This window comes from Flavobacterium sp. ABG (assembly GCF_001027725.1).
Lineage (GTDB): Bacteria > Bacteroidota > Bacteroidia > Flavobacteriales > Flavobacteriaceae > Flavobacterium > Flavobacterium cupriresistens.
Window position 1 is genome coordinate 52,422 of record NZ_LEKS01000003.1, and the last position, 14,083, is coordinate 66,504.

Annotated in this window: 12 protein-coding genes; 7 read left to right on the plus strand and 5 right to left on the minus strand. The window is 35.3% G+C overall.

Annotated features, from left to right (window positions below; all coding sequences use genetic code 11):
• Positions 1–46: 46 nt before the first annotated feature.
• On the minus strand, positions 47–3,490 hold the full coding sequence (locus AB674_RS03345) for a T9SS-dependent choice-of-anchor J family protein (protein WP_047773881.1): 3,444 nt from the start codon (positions 3,488–3,490) through the stop codon (positions 47–49).
• Positions 3,491–3,959: 469 nt separating this feature from the next.
• Here AB674_RS03345 and AB674_RS03350 point away from each other — a divergent pair, with 469 nt between their 5' ends.
• From AB674_RS03350 to AB674_RS03360, 3 genes are all read left to right on the plus strand, one after another.
• The gene (locus tag AB674_RS03350; RefSeq protein WP_047773882.1) at positions 3,960–4,439 is read left to right on the plus strand and encodes a copper resistance protein NlpE; all 480 of its coding nucleotides are present in this window, start codon (positions 3,960–3,962) and stop codon (positions 4,437–4,439) included.
• A gap of 51 nt (positions 4,440–4,490) precedes the next feature.
• A complete protein-coding gene (locus AB674_RS03355) occupies positions 4,491–5,072 on the plus strand; it encodes a pseudouridine synthase (RefSeq protein WP_047773883.1) in 582 nt (193 codons plus the stop codon).
• Between the two features lie 107 nt (positions 5,073–5,179).
• A complete protein-coding gene (locus AB674_RS03360) occupies positions 5,180–5,635 on the plus strand; it encodes a tRNA (cytidine(34)-2'-O)-methyltransferase (RefSeq protein ID WP_047773884.1) in 456 nt (151 codons plus the stop codon).
• Positions 5,636–6,415: 780 nt separating this feature from the next.
• On the opposite strand, the gene AB674_RS03365 is transcribed toward AB674_RS03360, so the two are convergent.
• From AB674_RS03365 to AB674_RS03380, 4 genes are all read right to left on the minus strand, one after another.
• Positions 6,416–7,192 carry an ABC transporter ATP-binding protein gene (locus tag AB674_RS03365; protein ID WP_047773885.1) on the minus strand — a complete coding sequence of 259 codons (777 nt, stop codon included), beginning with the start codon at positions 7,190–7,192 and terminating at the stop codon, positions 6,416–6,418.
• A 104-nt stretch (positions 7,193–7,296) separates the two neighbouring features.
• Positions 7,297–7,710 (minus strand): GxxExxY protein, encoded by a 414-nt coding sequence (locus tag AB674_RS03370; RefSeq protein WP_047773886.1) that lies wholly within the window; start codon positions 7,708–7,710, stop codon positions 7,297–7,299.
• A gap of 79 nt (positions 7,711–7,789) precedes the next feature.
• The gene (locus tag AB674_RS03375; protein ID WP_117610257.1) at positions 7,790–8,818 is read right to left on the minus strand and encodes an iron ABC transporter permease; all 1,029 of its coding nucleotides are present in this window, start codon (positions 8,816–8,818) and stop codon (positions 7,790–7,792) included.
• A gap of 1 nt (position 8,819) precedes the next feature.
• Positions 8,820–9,962, minus strand: a complete 1,143-nt coding sequence (locus AB674_RS03380; RefSeq protein WP_047773887.1) for an ABC transporter substrate-binding protein — start codon at positions 9,960–9,962, stop codon at positions 8,820–8,822.
• Between the two features lie 165 nt (positions 9,963–10,127).
• Between AB674_RS03380 and AB674_RS03385 the strand changes: the two genes are divergently transcribed.
• The 4 genes from AB674_RS03385 to tnpA all read left to right on the plus strand — a co-directional run bounded on the left by AB674_RS03385 (position 10,128) and on the right by tnpA (position 13,379).
• Positions 10,128–10,490 (plus strand): DUF5522 domain-containing protein, encoded by a 363-nt coding sequence (locus tag AB674_RS03385; RefSeq protein ID WP_047773888.1) that lies wholly within the window; start codon positions 10,128–10,130, stop codon positions 10,488–10,490.
• 148 nt (positions 10,491–10,638) lie between these two features.
• On the plus strand, positions 10,639–11,154 hold the full coding sequence (gene cobU, locus AB674_RS03390) for a bifunctional adenosylcobinamide kinase/adenosylcobinamide-phosphate guanylyltransferase (RefSeq protein WP_047773889.1): 516 nt from the start codon (positions 10,639–10,641) through the stop codon (positions 11,152–11,154).
• 87 nt (positions 11,155–11,241) lie between these two features.
• Entirely contained in the window at positions 11,242–12,921 is a 1,680-nt protein-coding gene (cobT, locus tag AB674_RS22085; protein ID WP_082210584.1) for a nicotinate-nucleotide--dimethylbenzimidazole phosphoribosyltransferase, read from the plus strand.
• A 17-nt stretch (positions 12,922–12,938) separates the two neighbouring features.
• Complete coding sequence (gene tnpA / locus AB674_RS03400; RefSeq protein WP_047773890.1) at positions 12,939–13,379, plus strand: IS200/IS605 family transposase; 441 nt, start codon at positions 12,939–12,941, stop codon at positions 13,377–13,379.
• Positions 13,380–14,083 lie beyond the last annotated feature (704 nt).

Here is a 14,083-nt window from a genome sequence, read left to right on the forward strand (position 1 = left end):
AGGCAGCTTATTCAGCTGCCTGTTTCATTTACCGTTGTATCTCTACTTACTTTTTAATAATCTTGCTACTATATATAACCTTATTGTTTTCTGTTAAAGTATACATATAGATTCCTGTTTTAAGATTGCTAATCTGAATTACGGAATCACTTTTTTCAGGAGTCCCTTTTATTTCAACCGGGCTTGCAACCAAACGCCCCGACATATCATAAAGTCTTAACTTCAAATTTTTATCATCATTTGTTTTCACGGCAATATTTACAACATCTGATGCAGGATTAGGGTAGGCTTGCACAAAATATCCGTTTTTAGTTTGGAAATCAACCGTCGATAAATTATCCTTTTTCAATTCAAAACGGGCAATTACCGGTCCATGGTCTGAAGTTGTATTTACATAATTTGTAATGTCTGTACGCGGATCGTACACCGCAATAGAATTTGGAATATACTGATCTGTCAATTCATTAGAAATAATAATATGATCTAAGAATCCACCTGAACTTAAAAAGCTATAGGCTCCAGCCTGACTAATTCCTAAAGTTAAAGCATTGTAACGATCCGTATCTTCCACCATTTTCTGGTAAGAAGAAGGGGTGTTTGTACCCACAACCGATATTTTTACATCATCATTAAAATCGCCCAATATCATAAAGTTTGAATTTGGGTAGTGCACATCTAAACTGTCTTTTAGTAATTCAACATCATATTTACGCATATTGTATCTTGAGATGTCAGTTCCACTATTGGCGCGAGCATGAAGATCGATCAGGTTAATTTCTTTTTGGATTCCACCAATATTAGTTTCAATTTTAACCATGTAAGGCAAACGACCTGAAGAGAAAAAACTAGCTCCGTTACCACCAGGATAGTTAGGTAAAGTCACGGCTCCCGAACGTACATTATCGTACAAATCCTTAAACATTACACGCGTACTTTTCACAGTAGTTGTTTGGGTATTATAAAGTACCACCAATTTTTGAGGAGGAAAATTTGGATCCGGTACATTAAACGAATACGACCATGATGTCGAAATTGTTTTATCAAATGTCTTTCCGTTAATACTTATTTTTTGAATCAAAGCATCTATAGAAGGATCATCTGAAACTTCTTGCACTACGTAAACATCAGCATTTAACTTATTCATTACTTTGGCTACATTGTCGATTTGTAATGCATCGTCAATTGGACCAAACTCCGCTCCGTCAGTCCCTTTTACATCACTTCCAAAAAACTCTAAATTGTAAGTCACGATATCAAAAGTTTCTGCTTTAGGCAAAGAAGAACCTGTCAATGCTCCGATTTGTTTGTTTAATCCTGCTCCAGTCACCGTTAAAGGTCCGGAAATAGCTAATGCTTTTACAGAAGGTACAAATCTTGCATAAAGTGTTTTACCAGCCGCCGCATCAGCATTACTAACCACTATACTGGATTGAAATAAAACATTATCTAAAGACAATTGATAATCTGTAGGCGCTGTAAGGGTGATATCACCATATCCATCAGCTTTGAAGTCAAAAGACTGACTTGCCGATATAGTATTGGGACTAACATCTCCAAAATTTAAATTTGGATTTGAAGCCACATATCCCACCTCATTTGTAACCGCAAAATCATCAAATGACCATTCTGCCGCATTATTAGTTCCTCCGGCTGTGGTTTCATAAACCCACGCCAAATAGGTATGACTGGTTTTATACGCTCCTAAATTGATGTATAAGGATTGCGCGTAAGTTCCCGTTGCTGTTGGAAAATTACCATTTAACTCTGTCCAAGTAGCCGTTTCAGGACTGCTTTTACCGTCATAATTTACTGAAACCATCAATTTTAAACCTGTTCCGGCATAAAATTTACGGGAGTAGAAAGACAATAAAGGAAATTGATTGAAATTATCTAAGTGTAATTTTGGTGAAATCAACCAATCTTCGCTTGGACCATTATCAGAATACCCATTCATAAGAACAGCACCGGTTCCGGAATTTACATTTCGAGCGACGGTTGTTGATCCCCACTTATTTTTAGTTCCGGCCACATTGTATTGTGTCCAGCCACTATTTGTTAAAACATTTACGTCATTAAAACCTTGCACATACGGATTGATTCCTGTTCCTGCAAGAGCGACTGTTTTGGTCGTTGCTCCGGTTGACTCATGCTTTATTTCTCCCGAAAAAGTACCGGTAGCATTTGGAGCAAACTTAACATAAACGGTTGGCGTTGCGTTTGAATCAAAGTCAGACACATTGTAGGTTACTGCTGATTGAAAAACAGTATTGTCCTTAGAGATCGTAAAATTACCTGAAGCAGTCACTATAACATTATGAGTAAGATTACTACCTTGAATCTGATAACTTGCTATTTCTGATTCATAACCCGCTTCAGAGAATCCTAAATCAAGCGAAGTACTTGTCGTTACTAAAGAAGGAATTGCAACACTTGAAGTTGTAACCTCTAATTTATGAACTGAAGCCTGAATATTATGGTATGGATCTTCAGAAATCGAGTAAACAATATAGGCTGTGTTAAGAGCTAAACCATCAAAATTTTTCACATATACCTGTGAGGCATCAACAATATCCAAAAAACCGGATTGTAAAGCTGCCGTTCCATTTGCATCAAGACCGGACTTAAGTTGCGCTACGGTTGGTTCAGCACTTCCGCCATTTAGTAAAACATAATAAGTTTTTCCTTTTTCATCTAATTTAGATGAAAAATCAAAGCTTTGTGATAAAACATTATCCGCTTTTGGATAACCTGCAACATTTACCGGAGCTGTAATATCACTTCTCACGTCGATATTATCAATTGCAAAAGAAGGACGAGAACCTCCTCCGGAATTTTGCTTAGAAATCCATCTGATCTGAACAATACTTTGATTATCACATTCCGCAGGCAGTGTTATTTTTATCGTTCTTGTATTTTGAGGATCAGTAACCGCTCCTGTCTGTTGCGTTGTATTATTTGTATAAGCGGTTTCCAACAAAGTTGTAAAAGCAGCGGTTGTACCCACACGGTACTGCAAAACCATCTCATTTATTCGCTCCGATGTTGTTGTACCCGACACTAGCCCATATGGATTACGAATGGTCATCACGTCATACTGCACCTGAACACCCGTTTGTCCGGTGCTCGAGAAAGCCAAGGCAATTGTAAGATCAACTGATCCGGTATTAAGAAAACCTATTTTACCATTATAATTATGAATGTTACCGCTTGTAGTCGCTGCTGTGCTGCTATTTGTGCTTCCGGCCGTCAACGCCTTATCTGCAACTAAAGTAGCTGCTGTAACATAAGCACTTCCGGGTGCCGTGGCCGCACTCCAACCCTGCAATCCTGCTGGATATGCAGTGCCATTAGCTGCTAAACCGTCAAAATTCTGTGTATACGGCAAGGGTTGTGCGCCCGGCATCGTAACCTGTGCAACGAGGCTTGCCGAACAGCAACAAAAAAAACTTAAAAAAGCCACCAAGTGGCGCATCGTGTAAATGTTTTTCATATGTTTAAATAATAGAGTTTTTAGAAACCAAATTTATAGTCTTTAAAGTTAAGAGAATATTGTAAAATCTTAAATTTAACGCTTCCTATTTTATAAATATTCACTACTATTAACTAATTTATTCAACAAAAAAGTTAATTATCATCAATAAAAACAAGCTTTAATAACATTATATATTTTTAGAAAAATTTACTTACAACATTGTTTTTAACAAGCAATACCACACGAAAATAGTATTTTTTCTTTACAGATGAAGTAAAAAAAGAGTCCAAAAAAACAAAAAAACGTCAATTTAATGTACGAATACACCTCTAAATACTGTTTTTATTCTAATCGTAATCATACAGTATCCTTCGTACTAATTATCCGAATATGAAATAAACATCTCCATAATCTCCTCTTTGGTTTATGGTATATTTTTTGTACATTAATTTCGTTTTTATCACCATCTTTAAAAAAATTGAACGCTATGAAAAAGTTAATATGTATTGCAACAGTTGCTTCTTTAGTACTTGCTTGTAATTCTAAAAAAGAAGAACAAACTACGGCGCCTGAAAACGAAAAAACTGTAACCAAAACGAATGAACGCTTCAACAAAACATCCGTGTTTGAAGGAGTATTGCCTTGCGCGGATTGCAGTGGAATTAAAACTACTTTAAAAATAGATGCCGATTATGGCGTAGCTCAAAACAATAGATTTGAATTGATTACGGTATATCAGGGAAAAGAACCTGAAAAGGAATTTAGCGAAAAGGGAAATTTTAATATCGAAAGAGGATTGGACAATGATCCTGACGGTACCATTTATGTTCTGAATTGGGATCAGCCCTTAGAGAAGCAAATTTACTACGGATATTATAGCGCAAATCCCGAAAAAATATACTTATTGGATCGTGACAGAAAAATAATCAAATCTGAGTTGAACTACTTTTTAACGAAGAGAAAGTAATTCTTCTTTTAGTACTCCTAAAACAAAGCTATCTTTGCCACAAAAAACAACATGCATCGACACTTTATTCTTTTTAAACCTTATGGCTATCTAAGCCAGTTTATCTATGAGTTAAAAAGAAAGAAAAAACTTTTGGGAGAATTACACGATTTCCCTGCAGGTACAATGGCCATCGGCCGATTAGATGAAGATTCTGAAGGTTTACTTTTACTAACCACGGACGGAAAAGTAAGCGAGCAAATAAGAAGCAAAAAAGTAGACAAAGAATACTATGTACAAGTTGATGGTGTTATTACTCCCGAAGCTATTGAGCAATTGCAAAAAGGTGTGGAAATTGGTTTCGACGGTGGCAAATACATTACCAAACCCTGCAAAGCTTTTATCGTTACCGAAATTCCTGATTTTGGACTGAGAGCCAAAAAAATCAGAGATGAGCGCCACGGACCAACTACATGGGCTTCGATTACGGTAAATGAAGGCAAATTTCGTCAGGTCCGAAAAATGACGGCCGCGGTTGGTTTTCCAACTTTAAGATTGGTTCGCGTTCGGGTAGGAAATGTATATTTGCAAAACCTAAAAGCCGGAGAGGTACTGGAGGTTTCTGATTTTAAATTAGATAATGTGGTAATTTGATAATGTGCCGATTTGATAATGTGTCAATTAGATAATGTGACAATTAGATAATTACTAGAAACCTTTAAACTTTTACATCTAACTTATAACTTTTAACAAAAAAATCAATGCTGAATATTGTTCTTGTAGAACCTGAAATACCAAATAATACCGGAAATATAGGACGATTGTGTGTGGGTACCGAAAGTCGCTTGCATTTGGTGCATCCATTTGGGTTTGTAATTAATGACAAAAACCTGAAGCGTTCGGGTTTGGATTACTGGGTACATCTTGAAGTTACCGAATATGCGGATGTGGAAGAATGGATCCAACAAATTCCGGATCAATCCCGTGTTTTTTTGATGAGTTCTCATGCTGAGAAATCCTATCTGGAAATCGATTTTCAAGACGGAGACTGGTTGGTTTTTGGTAAAGAAAGCGTTGGTTTAAGCAAAGAAGTCCTGGATCGTTTTGAAAATCATTTGACAATTCCGATGTCCAAATTGATTCGAAGTTTTAATATTGCTAATTCTGTTGCCTTTGTGGTTGGCGAGGCAAAAAGACAGATTGGTTTAAAAATTTAATCTTCTCGCGCTTTCTTCCTGCAAGGTTTCCAAAACCTTGTAGGTATCTCCTTTGAAACGTAAATGCACTCCATATATCATGATCTCACAGGAACACAAATAGCGACCTGACACTTTTTTCATCATTTGACGTGAAGAAGAAGTACTGATTTATCAAGTAAAATATTGAACACGAATTTCACTAATTGACACGAATTATTTTGGTTGTTGTGTTTTTTTCTGCTTAAGACTTGTCCTTTCGACGAAGGAGAAATCACATCCAATATTCTATAGAAGTATTGATTCCTCAAGGAAAACATTGGACACGAATTTCACTAATTGACACGAATTATTTTGGTTGTTGTGTTTTTTTCTGCGCAAAGCTTGTCCTTTCGACGAAGGAGAAATCACATCCAATATTCTACAGAAATATTGATTTATCAAGGAAAAAATTGAACACGAATTTCACCAATTGACACGAATTATTTTGTTTGTTGTATGTTTTTCTGCGAAAAACTTGTCCTTTCGACGAAGGAGAAATCACATCCAATATTTGACAGAAGTATTGATTTATCAAGGAAAATATTTGACACGAATTTCACTAATTGACACGAATTATTTTGGTTGTTGTGTTTTTTTCTGCGTAAAGCACAAGGTTTTGAAAACCTTGCAGGACTGGTGAAGTTCTTTTGGATACAAGTGCCCTAGCCCTTATGGGAGGGAAAATCCTTTTGCTTTTTTCTTTAAAAAGCAAAAGATTGGAAGGAACAGAAGGATTAGCTCCTGAGAATAATTATACTTCTAAGTAATTACAAACTTCCCTTTTTCAGCATCAAAAACAATATGTTCGTCTTTGAATAAGGTCGCAAAACTTCCTTTTGAAATCAAATTACAAGGTTCGTCCTGCACAAATAAATCGGGTGTCATGATGATCATTTCATCGCTTAACTGAATCGCCAAATCGATATCGTGCGTTGAAAATAAAATGCATTTTTGCGTTTCCTGAGTTAGCTTTTTTAGCAATTTAAAGAGGGAAACTTTGTGCAATAAATCAAGATGTGTTGTGGGTTCATCTAAAATAATTAGCGGCGTATCTTGCGCTAGTGCTCTTGCAATTAATACTTTTTGCAATTGTCCGTCACTTATTTCGAAATGTTTTTTTCGGGACAAGTGTGTGATTTGGGTAAGCTCTAAAGCCTCGTTTACTTTTGTTACATCTTCGGGCGTCAGGGTTCCTATCCAATTGGTATAGGGTTGGCGTCCCAAGGCTACTAGTTCAAAAACCGACAAATTGCTTGGAGGTAGTTTTTCGGTTAAAACAACGCTTAGATTTTGTGCTAATTCTAAAGGTTTAAATGTAGTGATGTCTTTGTCACTAAGTAAAACTTTTCCGGATAATGGCCTTTGAATTCCTGTAATGGTGCGCAATAAAGTCGATTTCCCAATTCCGTTTGCCCCTATTAGCGAAATGAGTTTTCCTGAAACCAAATTTAAATTCAGGTTCTCAGCGATTGTGACCTTCGCGTTTTTATTTCGATAACCTATACTTAGATTTATAGTTGATAAGATACTTTTCATTACAGGGTAATTTTATTTTTAACACATAGAAACATAGACTTACTAAACTTATTTTTTAAATCCCTTGTAGAATTTACTCGTAAATTATCACATAGTTTTATGAGTCACTTTTCAGGCAATAATCTAAAATATTCGTTCACAAATGTTTTCTGGCCATCTTTAAAAATATTGAAACAATTAAAATTAATTATAATTCCTTTTGGAGCTTTTAAAAGTTTCATATAAGTCAGCAGCTGGGCCTTATGCATTGCGTTTATTTCAGAAACTGTTTTTAATTCTACTACCAAACAATTTTCAACATACAAATCACATCTCAGATCTGTGCTTAGTTCTTTATTTTTATATTGCAATGGCACTTTCATCTCTGTGAAAAAATTTAATTTTCTTTGTAAAAGCTCTTCTTTCAGACATTGATGATAAACCTTTTCAAGCAATCCATTCCCAATTGCTTTATGCACTTCTATCGAAGCTCCAATCACCTCGTAAGTCAACTCATTCAAATATTTCTGAGTAATCATTAATTAATAAATTGAAATAAAAACTATGTTTCTATGTGTTTAAAAAACCAATTTACTGATTATTTTTGAAAGAATTAACTTATGAAAAACTTTTCTTTCTTACCAAAAGCCAGATTACTACCGGCGCACCGATAATAGATGTAATTGCGTTTATTGGGAGCGTGACTTCAAATCCCGGCATTTCTGAAACGATATCACAAAACAACATAATTGTGGCACCAAAAAACAAAGTACTCCAAAACAAAATAGTATGATTACTAGTCTGAAAAGTAAGTTTTGCTATATGGGGTACTGCCAAACCAATAAAGGCAATCGGACCAGCAAAAGCGGTAATACTTCCTGCCAAAATACTTGTTGCGAATATGATAATCAATCGGGCTTTCTTGAAATTCAAGCCCACACTTTTGGCATAATTCTCTCCTAGAAGCAAGGCATTTAAAGGTTTTATACTACTTGCGCTTAAAAGCAGCCCAATACTCACGCAAATCGAAAAAATACCAATGGTAGACCAGGAAAGGTTTCCTAAACTTCCCATAGACCAAAAAGTAAATTTCTGAAGCTGTTCTGCGGTACTAAAATACGTTAAAACACTTACAATGGCAGTGGTAAAACTTCCAAACATAAGACCCACAATTAAGATCGCCATAGTGTCCCGTAATTTCTGTGAGACCACCAAAACCAATAATAAAACTAAAGTACTTCCTAAAGTGGAAGCCAATACAATTCCGTAAGAAGACAACGCAATTGCACTTAAAAAGGATGGTAAAAATCCAGCTCCTAAAATCACAAAGGCGACTCCTAAACTGGCACCGGAACTCAGTCCTAAAACATAAGGCCCCGCAAGCGGATTTCGAAACAAAGTCTGCATTAGTAAACCACTAATTGACAAACCCGTTCCTACCAAAACAGCCGTAATCGCTTTTGGTAATCTGTAATTTATAATGATGTATTCCCATGCCGATTTACTCGCATGTCCACCCGTCAGGCTCGTATACACTTCTTTTAACGGAATGGTGACGGAGCCCAGACTAATGCTGGCCAGAAACATAAAAACCAAGCCTACACCCAGCATCAAAAATAAAATGGTATTTCGTTTTTTATCTGCCAATTTAGTTCAATTTAGCAGCAAAAGTAAACTCATAACCGGGAAGTAAATCCGGATGAAAAATCTTGATATAATCTTTTAAAACCAAATCAGGTCGGCTTGGTGATAATTCGTAATAGATAGTACCTCCGGTTGCCCCTAACTTACTTTCAAAATTATAAACATTTTTATTTTTAAAAGCATCAAATTCTGTATAATGCGGATTGTTCTTCCCTAATTCTTCGAGGTTTTTAACAGCTCCCGTAGCAATCCAAAAATTAGCCGTTTTGGCTTTTACCAGTACTTTTTCGAAAGACAAACCTTCGCTTCCGGTTCCTTTAAGATCGGCCCATAAATAATTGGCTTGTGCATCTTTCATAAATTCAGCTACCCAACTGTTTCCTTTTGCTACATACCAGGTGTCTTCGTACATAGAACCATATAAAACGGTAGAAGCGGCTTTTTTGCCCGCTACTAATTTCTTAGCCTGATTGTAACTCAAAACAATTTTATCAAACAATTCTTTTGCTTTTTCTTCTTTACCAAACAGGGCGCCATAAAGTTTGATCCATTCTGCTTTTCCAAGTGGAGACTGCTCCATCCAATCGGCCTGAATGAATACATTTAGTCCGCTTTTTTTCAAATTATCCAACATTGGATTGTTGTTGTCTACACCAAACGTTACAATTAAATCCGGTGTCAATTCGATTAATTGTTCGATATTCAATTTCTCGTTTTGTCCTACGTTTTTAACAGCTCCTTTATCGATTAGGGCTCTTGTTTTCTCAGAAGAAACATAATCGGTATGTGGGAAACCTACCAGTTTGTTCTCTACTTCGAGCATTTCCAGAAACGGAATATTGGTTGTTGAGGTCACTACAACAGACTCCAAAGGAACTTTAATAACCGGGTAAGTTTGTAAACTATCCGGAACTTCCGCCGTTTTTTCTTTTAAAATATAAGTGTAGTTTTTATTGGCATTTGGCCACGGATTTGAAACCGTTACCACCGAATACCCTTCGTGTTTTACAATAGAAAGCCCCGAAGCATATTCTATACTGTTTTTTGCAATTTCAGATTTTACGCTTTCTGTATTTTCATTCTTTTTACATCCAACCAGAAGAAAAAAAGAAAAAACAAAAATAAATTTAGATACTAAATGTTTCATAAGTAGATATAGGTATAGTATTTGTAATTCGTGATAAATATAGGTCATTTTGAATCATTACAATTTCATAATGCCGGTTTCAATTAACAGCAAAGGTAAATCAATTTCTATTTTTTTTACCCCTCTTTAATCTGACAAAATTAAATAAATATTATCTTTACCTACATGAATACCACAAAAACAAAAGTTTGCTCAAGCTGTGAATCTACTTTTAGCTGCGGAGATATTTCTGTTGAGAACAAATGTTGGTGCAATAATTACCCTCCTATTTTTAATCTCTCCGAAGGTGGCGATTGTCTTTGTCCGGCTTGCTTTAAAGAAGCCTGTGAAGATAAAATTGAAGCTTATGTAGAAACTTTAACTCCGGAAAAAGCGCTTCACAATAAAGCCGCAGCCTTACCCAAATCAGAACAGTTAATTGAGGGAATTGATTATTATCTCGAAGACAATAAATATGTTTTTAAAGCCTGGTTTCACCTAAAAAGAGGCAACTGTTGCGGAAATGGATGCAGACATTGTCCTTATTAATACTGTGAAATGTAATTTGTTAAATGTAAAATATTTTTTGTAAAAAGTGAATTGCAAATTACGGTTTAGTATCTCTTTCCATTTACATCTCACAAATAACATTACACATTTTACAATCAACATCTCACAAATAACACCTCACAAAAAAATGATCTATCTAATTACAGGCGGCGAGCGATCCGGGAAAAGCAGTTATGCTCAAAATTTGGCTTTGCAACTTTCTAGTACGCCTATATATGTCGCAACGGCAAGAAAATGGGATGCCGATTTTCAGAATAGAATCGACCGTCATCAGCAGGAACGTGACGAGCGTTGGACCAATATTGAAAAAGAAAAACATTTAAGCGAAATTGATTTCACCGGAAGCGTAGCACTCATCGATTGTGTCACCCTATGGCTTACCAATTTTTTCGTTGATACTAAAAATGACGTGTCTTTATCTTTAGAAGAAGCCAAAGCTGAATTTGAAAAAATAGCCAATCAAAAAGACGCGACCTTGATCATTGTTACTAATGAAATTGGAATGGGCGTTCACGCAGAAACTCATATCGGAAGGAAATTTACCGAGTTGCAAGGCTGGATGAATCAATTTTTAGCCTCAAAAGCAGATGAGGTTGTTTTGATGGTCTCTGGAATTCCTGTCAAAATAAAGGAACAGAGGTAGTAAATTCCAAATCTCAAATTCCAAATTCCAACGCATTTATTCGCTTTTTGGAATTTGGAATTTTTAATATTGTAATTTTACAAGCTTATGAGTTATTTAGACGATATTTTAAAATCACGTCGGGACACCCGACATTTCACCGCAGATGAAGTACCTGATGAAGTAATCAACAAAGCTTTACAGGCAGGACATTGGGCTCCTTCTGTTGGTTTGACTGATGCTACAAAATACTACATTATCAGATCGACTGAGGTTAAAAGTGCCATCAAAAATTTATTTTTAGAGTATAATAAAAAAGCCGAAGCTCTTACTGACAATCCGGAGCAAAAAGAGCATTATAAATCACTGAAATTAGAAGCGATTGAAGAAGCTCCAATTGGACTTATTATCGCTTATGACCGAGCGGTTTTAAATCAATTCACTATTGGAACGGTTGGCAGTAATGAAGCCGTTAAATTTAGTTCGGTTTGTGCTGCACAAAACATTTGGCTTTCGCTTACCGAACAAGGTTATGGGATGGGATGGGTTTCTATTCTAAACTATTATCAATTTAAAAAAATACTCGATTTACCGGAGAACATCGAACCCCTTGGTTATTTCTGTATCGGAAAACCGGCTACCAATTACGATAACCAGCCGATGTTGCAACAACTCAACTGGAAACAAAAATCGGAAGTCCCTGATGTGACCGAAATTACTAATGTGCTTGAAAATGTGGTTTCGAATCTTCAAATAAATCCACAATCAGTATCTAAGGACCAATCAGATTTCACTACACTTTTACAGGAAAAAATAGACTCTAAAACCAAACCTATTGGTGCTTTGGGCATTTTAGAAACCTTGGCTTTGCAAATGGGACATGTTTTTGAAACTTTAAATCCTAAAATAAAAAGTCCAAATATCGTTGTTTTTGCAGCAGATCATGGAATTGCAAATCATGGTGTCAGTGCCTATCCGCAGGATGTTACCCGCCAAATGGTTGCTAATTTTCTCGAAGAGGGCGCAGCAATAAATGTTTTCTGCAAACAAAATGACATTACATTATCTATTGTAGATGCGGGTGTGAACTATGATTTCCCAACAAATGCCAAATTAATAAATGCCAAAATTGCAAAAGGAACACAATCGTTTTTACACGCTCGCGCTATGAGCGAAACGGAGCTGCACTTGTGCTTTGAAAAAGGAAAAACCATTGTAAATACTATCGCAGAAACGGATTCTAATTGCATTGGTTTTGGTGAAATGGGAATTGGAAACACCTCTACAGCAGCAGTATTAATGAGTCTTCTAACGGGTTTTCCGATCGAAGAATGTGTTGGAAGAGGAACTGGTGTTGAAGACGAAAAACTGACCCAAAAACAAAACATACTGAAAAAAGCGATTGAAAATTATTCAGGTCAAACTGAAATGCAACAGCAATTGGCCTATTTTGGAGGTTTTGAAATTATACAAATGGCGGGTGGCATGCTAGCTGCTTATGATTGTAAAATGTTGATTTTGGTAGATGGCTTTATTTGCAGTGTAGCGTATTTAATAGCTTCGAAAATAAATCCGAATATTAAAAGAAATGCCGTTTTTTGCCATGTCTCAGCGGAACAAGCCCATCAGAAATTGTTAAATTATTTAGAAGCGAAACCTATTTTAAATCTCGATTTACGATTAGGAGAAGGAACAGGCTGTGCGATCGCTCTTCCAATTTTAAAATCTGCAGAAGCTTTTCTCAATGAAATGGCCACTTTTGAAAATGCCGGGGTTAACAAGAAGTAACTTTTAATATGTAGTATATGCCTTTTCTTAAAATTTATATTCATTTTGTTTGGAGTACAAAAAACAGGGTTCCTCACTTAAGTTCTTTCGAATTGCGAGAAAAAGTATGGAAACACATCAAAGTGAATGCCCAAGAAAAAGGAATTTACATTGATCACATAAATGGGTACTCAGATCATTGTCATTGTTTAATTTCATTAGGTACCGATCAAAGTATTCAAAAAATTATGCACTTAATAAAAGGCGAATCTTCTTTTTGGATTAATAAAAATAAGTTAACTAAAGAAAAGTTTGAATGGCAAGATGAGTATTTTGCTATCTCCGTTTCTGAATCAATAGTTGATAAGGTAAGGCATTATATAAAAAATCAAGAATTACACCATAAGAATAAAACATTTCAAGAAGAATATGATGAGATTATTAGAAAATTTGGGTTTCAAAAAATAAATCCTAAATAAAATTTAGCTAAAGTCTTTTCTAATTTAAATTTTATAATCCTCCAGATTTATCTGGAGGTAATTCAATAAAAAAACAGCTCTGACACAATCTATAAATTTATAATACAGCAAAAACAAATTGAATCGCAAAGAGTTATGCGCATAAAATTTGGCTAAAGCCCTTTTTAATTTAAACTTTGTTACCTCCAGATAAATCTGGAGGTAATTCAATAAAAAAATAGTCCCTAACATAAATCTATAAAATTTACAGTACCGCAAAGACAAAATGAATTGCAAAGAGTCATGCGCATAAAATTTGGCTAAAGCCCTTTTTAATTTAAACTTGGTAACCTCCAGATAAATCTGGAGGCAATTCAATAAAAAAATAGTCCCTAACATAATCTATGAAATTTATAGCACTGTAAAGACAAATAGAATCTCAAATAGTTATATGCATAAAATTTGACTAAAAACCTTTTTAATTTAAACTTGATAACCTCCAGATAAATCTGGAGGCAATTCAATAAAAACATTTCAAATCACAAATAACCTTTTCTTTTACTATCATTTTACAAAAAACACACCAAATAGAAATCCACTAAAAATTCAGAAAAACATTAATTTCAAAAAAAGAAAGCCTTTGTACAGATTCAATTGCCAACATCTTTAGATGTTGGTTTCATGAAAGCAATCAAACTGGCTTTAGCCAAATAACTACATACTCT

Excerpts from the sequence above, each read along its gene's own strand:
- AB674_RS03360 (WP_047773884.1), top strand. The coding sequence starts at position 5,180 with ATGCTGAATATTGTTCTTGTAGAACCTGAAATACCAAATAATACCGGA.
- AB674_RS03355 (WP_047773883.1), top strand. The coding sequence starts at position 4,491 with ATGCATCGACACTTTATTCTTTTTAAACCTTATGGCTATCTAAGCCAG.
- cobU (WP_047773889.1), top strand. The coding sequence starts at position 10,639 with ATGATCTATCTAATTACAGGCGGCGAGCGATCCGGGAAAAGCAGTTAT.
- AB674_RS03350 (WP_047773882.1), top strand. The coding sequence starts at position 3,960 with ATGAAAAAGTTAATATGTATTGCAACAGTTGCTTCTTTAGTACTTGCT.
- tnpA (WP_047773890.1), top strand. The coding sequence starts at position 12,939 with ATGCCTTTTCTTAAAATTTATATTCATTTTGTTTGGAGTACAAAAAAC.
- AB674_RS03345 (WP_047773881.1), bottom strand. The coding sequence starts at position 3,490 with ATGAAAAACATTTACACGATGCGCCACTTGGTGGCTTTTTTAAGTTTT.
- cobT (WP_082210584.1), top strand. The coding sequence starts at position 11,242 with ATGAGTTATTTAGACGATATTTTAAAATCACGTCGGGACACCCGACAT.
- AB674_RS03365 (WP_047773885.1), bottom strand. The coding sequence starts at position 7,192 with ATGAAAAGTATCTTATCAACTATAAATCTAAGTATAGGTTATCGAAAT.
- AB674_RS03370 (WP_047773886.1), bottom strand. The coding sequence starts at position 7,710 with ATGATTACTCAGAAATATTTGAATGAGTTGACTTACGAGGTGATTGGA.
- AB674_RS03380 (WP_047773887.1), bottom strand. The coding sequence starts at position 9,962 with ATGAAACATTTAGTATCTAAATTTATTTTTGTTTTTTCTTTTTTTCTT.
- AB674_RS03385 (WP_047773888.1), top strand. The coding sequence starts at position 10,128 with ATGAATACCACAAAAACAAAAGTTTGCTCAAGCTGTGAATCTACTTTT.